13 protein-coding genes and 1 tRNA gene are annotated in these 18,474 nt (G+C 50.3%); 7 read left to right on the forward strand and 7 right to left on the reverse strand.

The genetic code is table 11. The features are described 5' to 3' along the window. Positions 1 to 31: 31 nt before the first annotated feature. The 5 genes from secF to queA form a co-directional block, all read right to left on the reverse strand. Complete coding sequence (gene secF, locus MLE19_RS05460) at positions 32 to 958, reverse strand: protein translocase subunit SecF (RefSeq protein ID WP_240717063.1); 927 nt, start codon at positions 956 to 958, stop codon at positions 32 to 34. Positions 959 to 1,007: 49 nt separating this feature from the next. Continuing rightward, a complete protein-coding gene (gene secD / locus MLE19_RS05465; RefSeq protein WP_240717064.1) occupies positions 1,008 to 2,861 on the reverse strand; it encodes a protein translocase subunit SecD in 1,854 nt (617 codons plus the stop codon). Positions 2,862 to 2,993: 132 nt separating this feature from the next. Next, on the reverse strand, positions 2,994 to 3,320 hold the full coding sequence (yajC, locus tag MLE19_RS05470; RefSeq protein WP_007111584.1) for a preprotein translocase subunit YajC: 327 nt from the start codon (positions 3,318 to 3,320) through the stop codon (positions 2,994 to 2,996). A 160-nt stretch (positions 3,321 to 3,480) separates the two neighbouring features. Continuing rightward, on the reverse strand, positions 3,481 to 4,599 hold the full coding sequence (tgt, locus tag MLE19_RS05475) for a tRNA guanosine(34) transglycosylase Tgt (protein ID WP_425356799.1): 1,119 nt from the start codon (positions 4,597 to 4,599) through the stop codon (positions 3,481 to 3,483). A 92-nt stretch (positions 4,600 to 4,691) separates the two neighbouring features. Then, entirely contained in the window at positions 4,692 to 5,723 is a 1,032-nt protein-coding gene (gene queA / locus MLE19_RS05480) for a tRNA preQ1(34) S-adenosylmethionine ribosyltransferase-isomerase QueA (protein WP_009286722.1), read from the reverse strand. A 114-nt stretch (positions 5,724 to 5,837) separates the two neighbouring features. Between queA and MLE19_RS05485 the strand changes: the two genes are divergently transcribed. Both MLE19_RS05485 and MLE19_RS05490 read left to right on the forward strand, forming a co-directional pair. After that, positions 5,838 to 5,924 (forward strand) — tRNA-Leu (locus tag MLE19_RS05485). 728 nt (positions 5,925 to 6,652) lie between these two features. Further along, positions 6,653 to 8,401 (forward strand): hypothetical protein, encoded by a 1,749-nt coding sequence (locus tag MLE19_RS05490; protein ID WP_240717066.1) that lies wholly within the window; start codon positions 6,653 to 6,655, stop codon positions 8,399 to 8,401. 391 nt (positions 8,402 to 8,792) lie between these two features. Here the strand turns inward: MLE19_RS05490 and MLE19_RS05495 are convergent, their stop codons facing one another. Beyond that, on the reverse strand, positions 8,793 to 10,715 hold the full coding sequence (locus tag MLE19_RS05495; RefSeq protein WP_240717067.1) for an acyltransferase family protein: 1,923 nt from the start codon (positions 10,713 to 10,715) through the stop codon (positions 8,793 to 8,795). Between the two features lie 651 nt (positions 10,716 to 11,366). Here MLE19_RS05495 and MLE19_RS05500 point away from each other — a divergent pair. Beyond that, complete coding sequence (locus MLE19_RS05500) at positions 11,367 to 13,265, forward strand: acyltransferase family protein (protein WP_240717198.1); 1,899 nt, start codon at positions 11,367 to 11,369, stop codon at positions 13,263 to 13,265. Between the two features lie 176 nt (positions 13,266 to 13,441). Here the strand turns inward: MLE19_RS05500 and MLE19_RS05505 are convergent, their stop codons facing one another. After that, on the reverse strand, positions 13,442 to 14,797 hold the full coding sequence (locus tag MLE19_RS05505) for a glycosyltransferase (RefSeq protein WP_240717068.1): 1,356 nt from the start codon (positions 14,795 to 14,797) through the stop codon (positions 13,442 to 13,444). 195 nt (positions 14,798 to 14,992) lie between these two features. Between MLE19_RS05505 and MLE19_RS05510 the strand changes: the two genes are divergently transcribed. The 4 genes from MLE19_RS05510 to dctP all read left to right on the forward strand — a co-directional run bounded on the left by MLE19_RS05510 (position 14,993) and on the right by dctP (position 18,377). Then, positions 14,993 to 15,760: a helix-turn-helix transcriptional regulator gene (locus MLE19_RS05510; RefSeq protein ID WP_240717069.1), complete on the forward strand. Its 768-nt coding sequence runs from the start codon at positions 14,993 to 14,995 to the stop codon at positions 15,758 to 15,760. 165 nt (positions 15,761 to 15,925) lie between these two features. Then, a complete protein-coding gene (locus MLE19_RS05515) occupies positions 15,926 to 16,282 on the forward strand; it encodes a RidA family protein (protein WP_240717070.1) in 357 nt (118 codons plus the stop codon). 1 nt (position 16,283) lies between these two features. Further along, on the forward strand, positions 16,284 to 17,225 hold the full coding sequence (locus MLE19_RS05520; protein WP_240717071.1) for an ornithine cyclodeaminase family protein: 942 nt from the start codon (positions 16,284 to 16,286) through the stop codon (positions 17,223 to 17,225). A gap of 78 nt (positions 17,226 to 17,303) precedes the next feature. Then, complete coding sequence (dctP, locus tag MLE19_RS05525; protein ID WP_240717072.1) at positions 17,304 to 18,377, forward strand: TRAP transporter substrate-binding protein DctP; 1,074 nt, start codon at positions 17,304 to 17,306, stop codon at positions 18,375 to 18,377. Positions 18,378 to 18,474: the final 97 nt, after the last annotated feature.

The following is an 18,474-nucleotide window of genomic DNA, read 5'->3' on the forward strand; positions in this document are numbered from 1 at the left end:
GGCGAAAGAAGTTGCCTAAAAGGAGGCGCCGTTAAGGCAGCTCCTCCTCTTCTTCGTCGAGCTCTTTCTTGGTGGGAATCAAGTCTTCCCGCGACAGCTTCAGCGGTAGCAGCAGCGCTGCGGCGATATAGATGGAAGAGAACGTACCCACTACGATACCGACCAGCAGCGCAATGGCAAAGTTCTCAATCATATCGCCGCCCAGCAGTAGCAGCGCCAGCAGGACCAACAAGGTGGTGCCTGAGGTTGCCAGGGTGCGCGAGAGCGTGGCGTTAATCGCTTCGTTAAAGATCTGCGGCATGTCGTCAATGCGCGAGGTGCGGATTGATTCGCGGACGCGATCATAAACCACGATGGTATCGTTCAACGAGTAGCCGATCACCGCCAGGATCGCTGCTAGCACGGTGAGATCGAAATCGAGCTGAAACAGCGCAAAAACGCCCACTACGATAATTACATCGTGCATCAGAGCAAGCAGTGCGCCAATCGCAAACTTGTATTGAAAGCGGAAAGCCACGTAGACCATGACAACGCCGAGTGCTACCAGCAGGCCTAACCCGCTTTGATCACGCAGTTGATCACCCACCTGGGAGCCAACAAACTCAGAGCGCACAAGGTTCACGCTATCGCCACTGGAGCGCAGCAGGTTAACGACCTCACCGCCTACGTCGGCATCAAACGCCTGCTGGAGGCGAATCAACACTTCAGTCGATGCCCCAAAGGTTTGCACGGAGACATCCTGGAAGCCGCTCTCTTCGAGCAATACCCGAATGGCATCTAATGAAGGCGCAGCACCGTAGCGCACCTCAATCAGCGTGCCGCCGGTAAAGTCCAGCCCGAAGTTGAGCTTGAGAATAATGATGGCAGCAATCGACGCGATTAACATTACAGCTGAGACGATATACGCAAATTTACGCCGCCCCATAAAGTCGATTTGCAGATGTGATAGGGGTTTCATTACCACCTCTTAAGTTCTGGGCTAGGCACGTGGTTCAAATCCATGCATTTCAAATCCACAGCTTTTTGACGGGTTTGCTGCCATAAACCAAGTTGACCATGGCGCGAGTCACCATCAGAGCGGTGAACAGCGACGTCAAAATGCCGATAGAGAGCGTAACGGCAAACCCTTTGACCGGGCCAGTGCCAATCGAGAACAGGATAACGGCTACCAGCAGGGTGGTGATATTGGCGTCGACGATAGAGGTGAAGGCGCGCTCATAGCCAGCCTGAATCGCCTGCTGTACTGACATGCCGTTGCGCAGCTCTTCGCGTATTCGCTCAAAAATCAGCACGTTGGCATCCACGGCCATGCCCAGCGTCAACACGATACCGGCAATACCCGGTAGCGTCAGCGTGGCGCCCAGCATCGACATTACCGCGACCAACAGTGTTAAGTTCAGCGCCAGGGCGATGTTGGCAAACACACCAAACACTTTGTAACGCACCAGCATAAACAGCACGACAAGCAGCAGGCCAATCTGTACGGAAAGCAGGCCGCGCTCGATGTTTTCAGCGCCCAGGCTTGGCCCAATCGTGCGCTCTTGCACGAAGTAGATGGGGGCGGCAAGAGAGCCAGAACGCAGCAACAGCGCAAGTTCAGCGGCTTCCGTCGGAGAATCGAGGCCGGTAATGCGGAAGCTGTTGCCCAGGGCGCTTTGAATCGTCGCCAGACTAATCAGGCCACGCTCCACATAAGGCTCGCGCTCAATGGTCTCTTCGCCAGTTTCCGGGTCGGTGACAACCGTGTCTTCGCTCTTGTGCTCAATGAACAGCACCGCCATGTTGCGACCAATATTGGTGCGCGTGGCGCGGTTCATCAGCGTACCGCCGGTGCCGTCCAGATCAATATTGACCTGTGGGCGACCGTTTTCATCAAAGCTATTGCTGGCACTGGAAACACTGTCACCGGTAATGATCACATCGCGCATTAGTTCAGCAGTGCGCGCTGGCTCGTTACGAAACGTCAGGGTTTCCGTTTCGTTTTCCGGCGTGTCGGGGCGGGCTTCCAGACGGAATTCCAAATTGGCGGTGGCGCCCACGATCCGTTTGGCGGCCACGGTGTCTTGAATACCGGGCAGTTCCACTACGATCTGGTTGGGGCCCTGGCGCTGCACCATTGGCTCCGCGACGCCCAGTTCGTTGACACGGTTGCGCAAGGTGGTCAAGTTCTGGTTGATCGCGTAGTCCTGGATTTCATTTACCGACTGATCACTAAGTGTCATCACCAGTGAGGAAGCGCGACCATCGCCTTCGCTACTGTACTCGAAATCAGGAAAGTCACGGCTGATTAGGCTGCGTGCCGTGTCGCGATCTTCAGCACTGGCGAAATCGATCGACAGCGAGCGCTCCTCTACCTCGGTATTGCGGTAGCGGATACGCTCACCACGCAGCAGCTCACGCATGGCGCTGGCGTTGACTTCAAGGCGCTGGGTAAGCGCCGCATCCATGTCCACTTCGAGCAGAAAGTGCACGCCACCGCGCAGATCAAGACCAAGGGTCATGGGCGAGGCGGAGAACGCCTGTAGCCACTCTGGCGTCGCTTCGGCAAGATTCAGCGCTACCGTTGCATCATTGCCTAATAGGTCAGCAGCAATATCGCGAGCGTTCAGTTGATCATCGTCATGGCGCAAACGAATGAGCCACTGTCCGTTCTCTTTTTCGAGCGCTTTGACGTCAATGTCATTTTCGATGAGAGCGGTTTCAACGCGCTCTATCTGACGCTCATCCAGCGAGTCGCCTTGGGCGCTGCTAATTTGGATGGCGGGATCTTCGGGGAATAGATTGGGAAGCGAATAGATAAGGCCAACCACCAGGACGACCAGTATCAGAAGATACTTCCACAGGGGGTAACGGTTGAGCATGCAAGCCCTGCCTTCAATTACAAACGGAATGCTGTGCACGGACACGCCGCGCACAGCAAAGTTCACCATCATTTATACCATGTCACCCCTGCCGGGGTGGCTGGCACTGGCTCGGCAGGGGTAGTACAAGGCTTAGATGGACTTGATGGTGCCTTTAGGCAGTACGGCGGCAACGGCATTTTTCTGCACGTTAACTTCGGTGCCTTCAGAAATCTCGATGGTCAGGAATTCGTCGCTCACCTTAGTGATACGACCCACCAAACCGCCACCAATGACGATCTCATCACCTTTGTCCAAATTGGTGACCAGTTGCTTGTGCTGCTTAGCGCGTTTGGCTTGTGGGCGCCACAACAGGAAGTAGAAAATCAGCACGAAGCCGACCAGCATGACGATTTGCGCAATACCACCGCCAGCGGCGGCTTCTTGGGCATGGGCTGGTGAGATGAAGAAATCCAGCATTGTAGAGAGCTCCTGAGTTAGAAAAAGCTTAGGTTTTTAAAGGCTTAGGTTTTGAAAAGCTTGGTTATAATAAGCTTGGTTGTTAAAAGCTTGGTTCAAAAAACATAGTCAAACAGTTTAAACCACACGCCAAGGCGCGTGGCGATTAATTCGCTAGATTTTAGGTAGCAAGGGGAGGCACTGGCAGGCCGCGCCGTGCATAGAAGCCTTCCACAAAGGTCGTCAATGTACCCGCTTCAATTGCCGCGCGCAAATCAGCCATCACACGCTGGTAGTAGCGTAAGTTGTGGATGGTGTTGAGCATTGAGCCGAGCATCTCATTGCAGCGGTCTAAGTGATGCAGGTAGCCCCGAGAGAAACTCTTGCAGGTATGGCAATCGCACTCTTCATCAAGCGGGCGGGTGTCAAAACGGTGCTTGGCATTACGAATTTTGACCGTGCCTTCCGAGGTGAACAGGTGGCCGTTACGGGCGTTGCGGGTGGGCATCACGCAATCGAACATATCCACACCCCGGCGCACGCCTTCCACTAGATCTTCGGGTTTGCCGACGCCCATTAAATAGCGCGGCTTCTCATCCGGCATCCAAGTGGGTAGGTAGTCGAGCACCTTGATCATCTCTTCTTTAGGCTCGCCGACGGAAAGCCCACCAATTGCCAGTCCATCAAAGCCGATCTCTAGCAGCCCTTTGAGCGAACGTTCGCGTAGCTCAGGGTGCATGCCGCCCTGAATAATACCGAACAGTGCAGACGGTGAGTCGCCGTGGGCATCGCGGGAGCGCTTGGCCCAACGCAGCGACAGCTCCATGGACTTCTCGGCTTCGTCAAAGGTGGCCGGGTAGGGGGTGCACTCATCAAAGATCATGACCACATCGGAGCCCAGCGAACGCTGAACCGCCATGGACTCTTCCGGGCCCATAAAGACTTTGCTGCCATCCACCGGCGAGCGGAAATGCACGCCCTGTTCGGTGATCTTGCGCGTTTCGCCCAGGGAGAAGACCTGGAAGCCGCCAGAGTCGGTGAGTATCGGTTTGTCCCACTGGGCGAAGTCGTGCAGGTCGCCGTGGGCTTCAATCACCTCAGTACCGGGGCGCAACCACAGGTGAAAGGTGTTGCCCAGGATGATTTCGGCGCCGATCTCTTTGACGGAGTCCGGCGTCATGCCTTTCACCGTGCCATAAGTGCCTACCGGCATAAACGCCGGGGTTTCGACCGTGCCACGGGGAAAGTGAAGGCGACCACGGCGGGCGCGGCCATCGTCAGCCAGGCGCTCAAAGCGCATAAAGCATTCGTTTCGCATAAAGGTAACTCGTTAATCTCGTTCGTTTGGCGCGACTGGAGTAGAGCAAGCGGTCAACAATCAGCAATCAGTAACTAGCGGGTCAGCAGCATGGCATCGCCATAGCTAAAGAACGCATAGCGCTCGGCTACCGCCCGTTGGTAGGCGTGCATGATGGTGTCGTAGCCCACAAAGGAGGACACCAGCATCAACAGTGTCGATTCAGGCAAATGGAAGTTGGTGATTAAAGCATCCACGCAGCGCCACTGATAACCGGGATAGATAAAAATATCGGTATCGCCACTATAAGGCGCGATCTGCCCATCGCTGCTTTTCATGCAGGCGCTTTCCAGGCAACGCACGCTGGTGGTGCCGACCGCCACCACACGCTTACCTGCTGCCAGGGTCTCGCGCACTTGCTGGCAGGTGGCTTCCGTGACCTCAATCCACTCGCTGTGCATATGGTGTTCGAGGATGTTGTCGACGCGCACCGGCTGAAAGGTGCCCGCGCCTACGTGCAGGGTGACAAAGGCACGGTTAATGCCTTTATCGGCAAGGGCGTCCAGCAGCGGCTGATCAAAGTGCAGCCCGGCGGTCGGCGCCGCCACGGCGCCGTCACGTCGAGCGTAAACCGTTTGGTAGCGCTCACGGTCGCTAAGTTCGTCTTCGCGGGTAATGTAGGGTGGCAGCGGCATATGGCCGTGTTTTTCCAGCAGCGCGATCATCGGCGTATCGCCCAAAAAGCGCAGCTCGAAAAGCGCGTCACGGCGGCCTTCAACAATGGCGTGAATATCGCCTTCGAAAATCAGCTCGGTGCCGGGCTTGGGCGATTTACTCGAGCGAATATGCGCCAAGCCGCGGTGAGCATCCAGCGGGCGCTCCAGCAGCATTTCCACCTTGCCGCCGCTGGCCTTATGGCCGTGCAGGCGCGCCGGAATCACGCGGGTGTCGTTAAACACCAACAGGTCGCCCGGCTCTAAAAGCTCAAGCAAATCAGGAAAGCGGCGGTGCTCAAGCGCGCCGCTCTGGCCATCCACACACAGCAAACGGCAGTCGCTACGCTGTTCTGAAGGGTAGCGAGCAATTAATTCGTCGGGTAGCTCGTAATGAAAATCCGCGCGCTGCATAGCGTATAACTCTTAGCGTTGATCAAACAGGCGGAATAGGATAGCGCTTTGGCTGGATAAAGTCAGTCAATGTGATTGACCTACCTCGTTAATTACGTATAATGCGCCTCCATTGCCGGTATGGCGGAATTGGTAGACGCAGCGGATTCAAAATCCGCCGCCTTTACGGGTGTGCCAGTTCGAGTCTGGCTACCGGCACCAAATTCAAAGGGCTTAGCGTTTATCGTTAAGCCCTTTTTTGTGACTGGCTTTCTAGTCCGGTTAGCGCGTGTTCTTACTATGAACAAGTAAGCATGTTGGGCTGTGGTGACAGCTGGATAAAACCAGTTTGGTGATTGGTGACGTCTCGCGGATTTCGTCAGTGATGCAATGATAATTTAATCAATCGTGATGAAGGCATCACTTCCCTGTGGTTTTTATTAGTATGCGTTTTAAAAGTAATGGTGCGTAATCAGCACTATTTTATTGAGGCATCAGTGAATTCGACGGTAAGCATCATTTTATCAGTATCGCTTTTCCTCTATTACTATAAGTATCAGCTTTGTACCAACTCCGAAGGTCTCCGCGTTTTTGTTTTTATTTGAACGCTGGATTCAACCGCAATAGAGCGAATAACCTTTATAAAATTTTCATCTGACGATGACACAATCAATAATAATATTTTATTTCTCCACATGTCATGACATCACCCCCTGACTTTAGTAATGCCGAATTTTTATCGCTCCAAGTTGTCAGATAATGTCGACTCATAACGTTCTGCCCCGCGTTTGGTATCCTTGAAATAGGTAAGCCCTAAACTGTGTTTACAAGTCTCATGAAAGCGAGTGGCATCAGTAGCCTATTGATATGCCGCTTGCAGGAAGGATGACAGCAGCTAAGGTGACAGTAAACGTAACTTGCTTTAACTAAAGCAGCGTAAAGAGGTATTCATGCAAAATCTAGTCAGTCTTCCGTCAATACCGCAAATGGGTGTCAACCCATTATCGAATCCTGCTAGGTCGGTAAAAGTAACTACCATGGCAGTTGTGGAGAGTGTCGAAGCGTTAGTCCAGTTAAGTGGCGTAAAAATGGCGATGGTAGTAGGTCATAATGAGGGTTCGACAAAAGGGGGCGGCAACTTTATTTATCAGCCAGAAGGGCCTGGCTTGCGAATCGGTGGGTGGATATTTCAGCCGGGCCAGACGGTAACTCCGTATCACTTTGGAGCACTGGAAAGCGGTTGGGATCAAGACAGTGGTGACGCCCTGCAAAAGTTTTTTGACTTCTGTGCCACACCGGATTCCCGAGACTACTCTATTTATGGGGGCGGCTCGTTCGGCACGAGCATTCCCTTAGTGGCGGAAGGACTAAACCATGTGTATGGATTCGATCTGGCAATTCAAGCATTAGCAAGCATGGATGATGTGCTGACGGCAAAGAATTGTCGGAGTAGCGTATGGATGGGCAAAATTATTATCAGGGTATCGCAACATCGCACGCTATCAAGGCGTACTGGTGTCAATGGCTTTCGCATTGATGATAGCCGTGCTGCGAAATTTTGTGACTTTAGCGTTAGTGCAGGCTCTGGTTGGGCAGTTTATTTTGGTGCTGGCAATAACAATATGTCGACAGTGGGTAATGTGTCTGCTGTGGATATGGGGGCTTCGACACGCGATAGTCGAGAGCATAAAGTCGTGTCTATTGACTACCAAAATGATGAACGAAATACGCTGTGGCAAAGCACGACTATTACTCTTTCGCCTTCCTCTGTTTTTCCCAGCGATGCTCACCAAATGGAGCGTGCATTCTGGGTTTCAGCAGCAGGAGAGCCCTATAAGATTCGTAGCTTTAATCGAGAAAATCATACAATTACCGTTTACCCCATGGTACCTGATGCAGAACAGCTGCTAGAAGAGCATCAGTTGGTTTATGGGGGAGGCGTTTGTTGCTATAGCGGCGGTCACACAGCAAAAGGACGTATTGGGCATGTGTATCCCATGCGCAGTGGCATAGGGTTGTGGTTGACTGGCCAATCTTCCGCAAACGTTGATGGCTATACCGGTCAGTTTAACGGCATTGATATCGCACTAGGCGCCAATCCAGAGAACGCCTTCGGTGGTAGTTTCATCAGTTCGGTATATTTTGAGGCGGCTCGCGTCGCTGATTTGGTGTTCGTAAACCAAGTCAGTTCGTTTTCGTACGGCTCCCTTTTTGGCTCTAGTGCCTCCTTGGATACCGATAAATGGTGGAGTTTGGGCTATAAGCGAACTAACACACCACCTCGTCAAGGTGGGCTTCAGCGATTCCCTATCGCTTTCATGAATGATGGAACACTATGGGAGCCAGGTGGGGGGCGAGAGCTGAGTTACGACAATGCCCGATATGTAGCCAGCGCCAGCAGTCCTACTTCTTATCACGCTCAGCCGACACGAAATACCACAGAAATTTATCTAACGGCAAATAGAGAGGTAGAAAGGTTTCGGGGTGTATCTCCGATTGTCTTTCATCTTTATGGTCAGCGTGGCGCAAACGGTTCCTATCATCGTGCAATGCCAGTTACGTGCGAGGAGGGTTACACCATCAATGGCAAAGAAGGGCCGCTATTGATTGAGAATCGTAATGCGCCAGTAACACTGTATGCGCTGCTTGAAAGTGGCAATAATTGGATCGTGACACTAAGCGAACACCAAATTCTTTAAGCTGGAAAATGCAATGGGAGCACTCCTTTACGTTGCTACTACGTCACTCATTACTCTGCTGATTGTTACTCAGTGTATTCACCTTTTGGGTGCGAATTTTGTGCTTCAATTAAGCACGTAGTTCCGTTAATGAAGCCGGTAAATGATGAGTAGCCAAAAAATGTAGACTATTCATCGCAAATTTTTGAAATGCGCCGCCTATGGGCGCATTATTTATCTAGCATGAGTAGTGCTGCGTGTTATTGGCGCTCAAAAGCCTCTTTTCATATTTATTAATGAGCATGTTTCATATTAATGGAGCGGAACAAGAGGCTAGTCGCCTCGTGGTATTGCAAAACCATTCTTGCAATGGATGTCAAAGTAAGTTGAACCAATAATGAAAAACTATTTTTTATCTTTCCAATAAAATGTCTGTCTCCGATAGGATCAAATCAGCAATCCTCTTTGCTCCCTCTACTGACAGATGATCCTCGTCAAAATAGAAAGATACGCCTTCTTTTCCTGCATAACAAACTTCGTCGTCGCAGAGGATTTTATCCACATTAATGCGTTCAACGAACTTAGGGACAATGTCTTTATTATTGAAGAAAGTATTAAATGCATCCCACCAATCTCGCGAAAGACCTTGAACGTCTCCGTTTATTATTCTGTCTGCATACACTAACTCTTGAATGCTTCGTGGTAACTCTGGCGATTGGTCAACATAAATTACTTGCTTACCACTCGCAGCAATATCTTCAAGCGTATTCCTCAGGCTTTCAATTACGGGATTAGCTTTATCTTCACTTCTTATAGTAGGTAAATTTGGGTAGGCTCCCAGTGGAGTGCCCCAAATTTGAGCCGCCATACGGTAAGAGACAATTATATGGGTAAACTCATCGCTATCTATAAGGTAACTGACAGTATTGTTTGCCCACTCGGAGCAAGCTGAGCTGTCTCTATTACCATATGATGCTGCGCAGCCGCTAAATGAGAAATGCGCTACACCAATATCTGTCCCCTTAACCTGCTCTCCCAAAGCATAAGCAAGCTCAACAACATGGCTATCGCCAAATACGGCTATAGTGGCATTGTCATTATTATAGCGACAAGCATTTTGAGGTTTTATTGGATTATCTGCACTAGCATGGCATTTATTACGCATCGGGCTTGATGTGGCCGTTGACAGATATGCACTCTGTTCTGCGCTTAAACGAATTCTATCAGGGATTCCATTGTTTATATGCCCATAGAAACCGAATGAAAAAACAGCGCAGGAAGCGACAAAAGCAGTAGCGAATACTTTTGCCCTGCTATTAATCCAGGAACCATTTTTTGTTCTGAACGGACGTTCCACATAGCGCCAAGTCAAATAAGCCAATGCTAATGAGGAAAAGCAAAGGGCTAGCATCGTTGTCCAATGAGGGTAAGGAAATATTTCTATTCTAGCAAAAGCCATTAAAGGTTGATGCCACAGGTAAGCGCTATAGCTTATCAAGCCTATACCTACAACGAATTTTAATGAGAGTAAATTATAAACAAGAGTGCCAGTTGAGCAAAACAATATGATTAAAGCTGTGCCTACGACAGGTACAAGGGTATAAGCTGAAGGAAATGGAATGCTTTCGTCAAATAGAAAAATTGAATATAAGATTAGACAAAAACCCAGAGTGGAAAGAGTTTTATTTGCCTTTATAGGTCGGTGATAATTATATAAAGCACACATCGCGCCAGCTCCAAGCTCCCAAGCACGAGTAGGTAGTAAATAGAAATTAGCCGACGGAGAGTTTCTCCAACCCCATTCTGACAGTAATAGGCTTGCACATGATAAACCTAAAACAACATAAAATATAGGTCGTTTCCCAAAGCGCCATAAGACCAATAACAGTAGGGGGAAAAAGATGTAGAACTGCTCTTCTACTGCCAGACTCCACGTATGTAATAGTGGGTTTAGCTCTGCAGCCGGAGCAAAGTAATCCTCTTTAGCCCAAAATAAAATATTAGACGAAAAGAAACTTACTGCCACAAAAGCTTGTGAGAAATCCTTAAATTGTTGAGGTATCATCCAAGTATAGGCAAAAGGAATGCAGCACATCATTACAAAGAAAAGCGCTGGCAGAATTCTCCGAGCCCTTCGCTCATAAAACTGAGCGATAGAAAAACGTCCATTTTCTAAGTCTTTTATAAGTATTGATGTGATCAGATATCCACTAATTACAAAAAAAACATCTACTCCGATGTAACCACCAGAAAACCATGAAAATCCTGCATGAAATAAAATGACAGGCAGAACAGCCACAGCTCTCAATCCATCAATTTCTTTACGATACTCCATTCCCAGCGTTCCTTTCCAAAATTTACCAGTGCAAAATGAATGGGGAAATCTTATTTTTAAATTATTTTAGGCAGTGGTTTTCTATAAAAATACAATGTACTGCCCAAAAAATAAATAGGAAAGAAAGATTAAATCAATGTGCGGCTCAGCCTTGTCTAGCCCTGGTACAGCATCTCTGTATAAGCTATCAGAAATTGGCGGGTTGAAGCCATCAAGCTGAACAGGATTGAGAGTCTTGCTATAGCTCCTATTCTGACCTCTCCAATAGCCTTTGCTGCTGATGGTTGATGTGAAACAATCCAGATGTAGCTCCACAATGGTGGATAATGGTTAGAAAACCAGTGATCACCGCCTTATGACCAAGTGTTTCAGAGCAAATTGTTGGATATCGTCTCGTGTAGGTCATTTGCTGGCCTGTCTTGCAATACTTATTGGACAATCGGCAAAGAATTTTTTCGTCCTCTTTAAGAAAAATGCGATCGGGATGCTGGTGAATACAGGACATACAGAATGGTATGGTTATTGGCTAGAAAGTTAAAGTAAAATGAGTTCTAATGCTAACGCCTTATATTTCAGTTCTCTGCTGTTGGTAATCATACTAAGGCATGTAAACTAAGCCAGTTATCAAAAATAGTAAGAGGGTGCTTGAAAATGGAATATAGGCGAGAAATTGATGGGCTTAGAGCGGTTGCCGTTCTGCCGGTCATACTTTTTCATGCAGGTTTTTCATGGTTTGCTGGTGGATACGTTGGCGTCGATATATTTTTTGTTATCAGTGGATACTTAATCACTACTATTATTATTAATGATATTGAAAATGGTAGGTTTTCCATAGCAAAATTTTATGAGCGAAGAGCGCGTAGAATACTGCCGGCGCTTTTCTTTGTTCTGATTTGCTGTATACCATTTGCATGGATGTGGATGGTGCCCTCTCAGTTCAAAGATTTTTCCCAGGCTCTCGTTGCCATAACATTTTTCTCTTCTAATATTCTTTTTTGGCGGAAAGAGGATTATTTTGCACCAGCGGCAGAAGAAAATCCATTGCTACATACCTGGAGCCTGGGCGTTGAGGAGCAATTTTATATATTTTTTCCCATTCTTCTTATAATGTTATGGAGATTTGGAAGACAGCCGGTATTTTATGTTGTTTGCTTGCTTTCATTAATTAGTTTTCTTCTTTCGGAGTGGGGATGGCGTAACAATCCAGAGGCCAATTTCTATCTACTGCCCACGCGTGCTTGGGAGCTAGGGATTGGCGCTATTTGTGCTTTTATACTTAATGGTCGACCTGTTAAACCAAACCAGTTCCTTTCTTTAACCGGCCTAGTGCTTATTATATATTCAATTTTTGCTTTTGATGAAAGTTTACCTTTCCCTTCAGCTTACGCGTTATTACCAGTACTAGGTGCGGCATTAATTATTATTTATGGTTCCTCAAGCACGTTCACCGCTAAAATCCTGTCTATGAAGTGGTTGGTAGGTATTGGTCTTGTCAGCTTCAGTGCTTACTTATGGCATCAGCCGTTGCTGGCATTTGCTAGAATTAGGTCTTTAACCGATCCTTCAGCTGTGCTGTTATTCGGACTTTGCGTCGCATCAGTAATTCTAGCTTTTTTTAGTTGGAAATTTGTTGAGCAGCCGTTTAGGAGTGGGCCTAAAAGTATATTGAATAGTAGAGCTAAAGTTTTTGCTATTTCATTAGTGGCATCTGTTGGTTTTATAGCATTTGGTGTTCATGGCCATGTGAATAATGGTTATTATGATGAATGGATAGCAAGTAACAAAGAATATGCCGATGTAGCAAGTTTTTTGAGCTATAGAGATACAGATGATTACAGGTATCAATTTAGCATGGATGGTTGCTTTTTTTCAGGCGCAAATGGTTCTTTAGATGATTATAATAGCTCTTGCTTGGATATAAGGGAAGGTGAGGAAAATTATATTTTAATGGGAGATAGTCATGCAGCGCACCTGTATAAAGCATTAAGAGAAAAGTACACTGATTCTAATCTTTCGGTGGCTACCGCGTCAGGCTGCAAACCACTATATGGTAATGAAGGTCGATTGCAGTGTACTTTACTTCATGAGCAAACATTTAAAGAAATAGAAGCGAAAAAAGAGCTTGTAGATGGGGTGATACTTTCGGCGAGGTGGGAAGAGAGTGATTTTAATGGAATCCAAAGAACAGTAACTATTTTAAAAGAACTGGGTTTGAATGTTGTTATAGTAGGGCCTACTGTTGAATATTCATCAGATTTTCCGATAGTATTGATAAGGCTTTTGAAGGAGTATGGTGAAGTTGAAACAAACACGTTGTCAATGGAGAGTAAGCATAACTTAGATAATGATCTGGAGGTGCTTGCAGCATCATTAGGCGTAGGATATGTTTCAATGATTGATGATTTATGCTCTGGCGACGAATGTAGAAACTATTCGCTAACAAGGGAGCCTATGCAGTTTGATTATGGGCATCTTACTCTTTCTGGAGCAAGAACATTGGTTAATGAAAGTTTTCCTGGCTCTTTGTCAAATATGTTTTTGCCGAACTAATCTGCATGTAAGTAAATGTGTGGCATTACCTTAAGTTATTTGTATGTTATTCGCTTTAGGTGGTATATGAAATGCGCCCCAAAATGGGGCGTTTTTTATTGTCTTCTAAGTGTATGCGTTTGTTCTTAAAGTGTCAGTCGAGTATGGGCACTTGCTTCACTGCATTCTCAAAATGTTTAACCGAATTTTTTATAAAGACTAACAAGCTCCTCGCTTTTGGCATCCTCGTGCCAGCTAGCGGCGTAAGCTTGGCCTCGCTCGGCAAGCTGCTGTCGCAAGATTTCATTGCTTAATAGCCGGTTAACTTTGGTGGCGAAATCGTCATGGTTATCCTCGGCGATGAGGCATCCTTCTCCCTCTTTTAATATATCCAGTGTTCCCATCATGGCGGTGGAAACCACCGGCGTGCCAAGCGCCATTGCTTCCAGCAATACCAGCCCCTGGGTTTCCGTGCGTGATGCAAATACGAAAATATCGGCGGCGCGGTAGGCGGCTTGCAGTGGGCCGTTGCGGTCAAGATAGCCGAGGAAGAGTACAACATCTGCCATGCCCATTTCTTGGGCGCGTTTGACTAGCGTTTCATGGGCCGGGCCTTCGCCGGTAATGATCAATCGGGTAGTTGGGTGTTCCGCTAATACCTTGGGCAGCATATCGATCAGAAAATCGATGTTCTTCTCAAAGGCGGCTCGGCCCACATAGAGCAGCAAGCGTGCTTCTTGAGGCAGGTCGTAGTGGGCGCGAAAGTCGCCTTCATGCAGGGCCCCTTGAGGGTGGCAGAACGCCTCAAGTGCTAAACCAGTGGCAACGACCGTGATGGGCGTCGTCACGCCGTAGTGGGTGAGCGCTTGTTGCATTGCCCGTGAAGGAGCGACCACAGCGTCGAGCTGCTGACACTGGTGCGCCGAGAGCCTCCGTGCAGCAAATCGCAGCCAGCGACGCGGAAACCAGCGGATATAGTGATGAATGTACTCCTCAAACAGCGTGTGATAGGTCGCCACTACCGGTAGCCCAAGACGACGCCCTAGGGTTACACCTGCATAGTGGGCGGTAAAGGGTGTGTGCACATGAATAAGATCAAAGGCTTCATCGGCAAACTGCGGTGTCAGGGCGAGTAGGTCACGGTAGCGCATCATGCGGTCTTCAGGGTCTCCGGGCACGTGGCGGGAAGGAATACGCAGCACGCCTGGTTCATCCACTTGGCCCACGGGGTAGTCGGGGCAGATCAGTGTGACCGAGTTTCCCAAGCGTTCAAGGGCGCCGCGAAAACTGGCAATGGAAGTGGAGACGCCATTGACGCGAGGATAGTAGACATCCGAAATCATGAGTATTTTCATACCGCCCAGCGGCATCGCGGTTGCGGGTGCCGTCGAGTGAAACAGCGTAAATGCTGATGACAGTCGCGCCTCACGCTCTGCTTCCCGCTGCTGGGTTATGGCGTTGCCATTGGCTAGCTGAGCGAGGGCTTGAGAGCGTGCGGCTATTTCTGATTCGCTGAGAGGGTGACTAAGAGGATGGCGTCGGCGCTGTGACATGTTGTTTAGACTCTTATGGCAGCTTACGAACACGCTATCTTGAGTCCATGACTGGCGGATGACAGCCAGCGCCCTTTTACCTGTCCCTTCTCTACCCGGCACAGCGTTAACGCACAGTTGGCTGCTTGCTCGCTTTTTCTTGCCTAGCCGTTTTATAGTGAATGAATCGCATTCGATGAAAGACGGTACTCCACCATGGCCCTTTTTGAGCTGCATAGCCGCAACTTAGCCCAGGAGCAGGTGGCCCATACCCACGATTTCCATCAGCTTATTCTGGCCACTTGTGGCGTTACGGAGCTTTCGATGGAAGGGCAAGGGGAGCGGGTCACCGCTCGCCGCGGGTGTCTGATTCCTTCGTCGCGCCATCACGAGTACCAAGGAGATGGCAGTAACCGCACCTTGGTGTTGGATATTCCTGTTGCGCATTTGGCGTCGCTTGAAAAGGGCAGTGAGATCGAGCGTCTCTTTGATAAGCCGCGCTTTTTCAGCGTCCCCCCCGCGTTAAACCAGCTTACTCACGCCCTGGCGAATCAGCTTGAGCAGTGCCCCGCACTGCAGAATGAAATCGCGATTCTGCTGTTACGGGCGCTGACCATGTACCTGCATGATGCCTCTCCTACTGAGGCCGGGCAGTTGGGCCAACACTGTATTAGCGAACGCCTAGATCTTGCTCGTCTGGATGCCTGGTTGGATCAGCATCTCGCCGATGAGGTCCGTGTTGAGCAGTTAGCTGCTTTGTGTGCCTTGAGCCCCGGGCATTTTCACAGCTGCTTTCGCGAGCTGACCGGTGTAACGCCGCTGGCCTATGTGCAACGCAGGCGCTTAGAGCATGCCCGTACCTTGGTACGCCATAGCACGCTCAGCTTGGGGCATATCGCCATGCTGGTCGGCTTTCGCGATCAAGGCAGTTTCTCCCGCGCCTATCGGCGATATTTTGAGCTTTCCCCATCTTCAGATCGTTAGGCCTCCACCTGACAGTCGGTGATAAAATTTTCTTGCCTGCATGACTTGCGGGCAAATCTACCTCAGCTTCGGGCAAGTAATTTGCCTGCTAGCGCTTTAGTCTTTGACTAATCCCTTATATCAACACCCTTTATATCAACAGCACCGCTTTCAAGGAGCAACACCATGAGCGTTACCTATCAAGACAGCAATGCACGCATGAGCCAAGTGGCGATTCACAACGGCACCGTTTACCTCGCAGGCCAAGTTCCACCTGATGCCACGGCGGATATGCGCGGTCAAACCGAGCAAGTGTTGGCGCGCATTGATCAACTGCTGGCCCAAGCAGGAACAACCAAAGAGTACCTGCTCTCAGCGCAAATCTGGGTCACCAGCATGGCGGAGTTCGACCAAATGAACGCGGCTTGGGACGCCTGGGTTGTGCCCGGTCGCCCGCCAGTGCGTGCAGCGCTTGAAGCCCCGCTCGCCAAGCCCGAGTGGAAAGTGGAAATCATGGTAGTAGCCGCGCTGCCGGAGGCCTGATATGCGGTTTGTTTCTGCTGAAGAGGTCACTCGCCACCTGACGTGGGATGGCTTGATCAAACGGCTACATACGACGTTCGTGAACGGCGTGGAGTCACCTCCCCGCCATCACCATGCGATGCACCGGCCGGATGGCGAAGCCACCATGCTGCTAATGCCCGCCTGGGAAGCGGCGGGTTACATCGGCGTGAAAATGGTCAACGTGTTTCCGCAAAACGCCGACCACGGTATCCCGGCGATCTCCGGGCTCTACTTGCTCAGCGAGGGTAAGTACGGTCAGCCGCTGGCGTGCATCGACGGCAGCGAGTTAACCCGGCGTCGCACGGCGGCCGCTTCCGCGCTTGCCGCCCAAGCCCTGGCTAATGAAAACGCAGAGACTCTGTTGGTGGTGGGAACTGGCAAGCTGGCGCCCATGGTGATTGAAGCCCACGCTAGCGTGCGGCCTATCAAGCGGGTGCTGATTTGGGGGCGTAATCCCAGCAAAGCGGCGTCGATAGCCGACGAGTACGCCGAGCGTTTTGAGACCCATGTAGTGGAAGCGTTAGCGGATGCGGTAGCAGAAGCGGACATTATTAGCTGCGTGACGCTCTCCAATCAGCCGCTGATTAAAGGTGAGTGGCTAACGCCCGGCACCCACCTGGATTTGATCGGCGCGTTTCGGCCACAGATGCGCGAAACCGATGCGCTATGTTTGCGACGCTCAGAAGTATTTGTAGACACCTTCGCCGGTGCCAAAGGCGAAGCGGGCGATATTCTGCAAGCCATTGAAGAGGGCGAATTCCAGTTCGACCAGATTCAGGCGGAGCTTGCAGAGGTGCTAGCAGGGACGAAATCGGGACGCTCTGGGCCGGAGGCCATCACACTATTCAAATCGGTAGGCGCGTCGCTGGAAGATTTAGCCGCCGCGATAGAAGTATGGGAGTCACTGCCCGCACAACCATAACAAGACCGACATCGCTACCGTTCAGGTGACACCGCCAGTCATAACGAAGACCGACTAATAATCAAAACGAGGTATGTTATGAACGCTAAAAAATCTGTACTAATCGCCGCCTTGGCGGCACTTCCGCTGGCTATTGCCAGTGCTAATGCGCAAGCACAATCCTATGAGATGGTGATCGCCACGCAGATTCCGGAAGATATGAGCAATAACGAAATCTATCCGGCGCTGGTGCACTTCAAGAATCTGGTAGAAGCGCGCACCGACGGGGACCTTGAGGTCACGATTTTCGGCGGCGGCCAGCTGGGCTCCGAAGTTGAAAACGGCTCGGAAGTGCAGGGCGGGCGTACGCTACAGTCGACGATTATGTCTGCCGGGGCGATGTCATCCTTCTACGAAGATTACCAAGTCGTCACCGCACCCTTCCTATTCACCAACTGGCGTCAGGCATGGAGCTTCTTTGATAGTGAATGGTTCGCCGACTTTATGTCCGGCACCGTCGAAGCCGCCGATATGCGTTATTTGGGCACCTTCGACGATGGCGGCGGTTTTGTTGCCTTCACCAATAACGTGCGCTTGATAGAGACCGTCGAAGACTTGGAAGGTCTTAATATTCGTACCGAAGAGAACCCCGCCCACGTGGCGATCATGCGCTCGCTGGGCGCTTCCGCTACGCCGCTGCCTTGGGGCGAGTTAATTACCGCGCTGGAAACCGGTCTTGCCGATGGCCAGTTCAATGCGCCGGTACTCAACACCACCTTCAACTTCGATGCAGTCACCGACTACACCACGCTCACCGGCCATGTGTATAACAGCGCCCCCTGGGTGGTCAGCGAGTCGTGGTACCAATCGCTGCCCGAAGAGCATCAGCAGGCGCTGGTAAGCTCAGCGCGGGAAGCGATTCAACTGAGCCACGGTATGTCTGGCGCACTGGCTACCGCGAGTTGGGTGGAGTCCTGTGAACGCTTCGAAGCGTGCTACCTGATGCCCGATGCAGAGCGTGAGCGGATGGCGGAAATTGCTCGCCCCGCTTGGCAGGAGTGGATCGTCGATGACTTCGGCATGGACGAAGCCCGCGTACAGGGGCTGCTTGATGAAGTCGAGCGTGTCGGCCAGCAATTGGCAGAAGACGACTACCGCATTTATGGCCAATAAGTTCAGGGTCAATAAATGCAGGGCCAGTAAAGCTGGGGATAAAAAGCACCTGGGCCAATAACGGTTAGCGAATGATAAACGCTGGGGCGATGTGAAG

Origin of the sequence: Vreelandella neptunia, assembly GCF_022489065.1 — a bacterium.
GTDB lineage: Bacteria > Pseudomonadota > Gammaproteobacteria > Pseudomonadales > Halomonadaceae > Vreelandella > Vreelandella neptunia_A.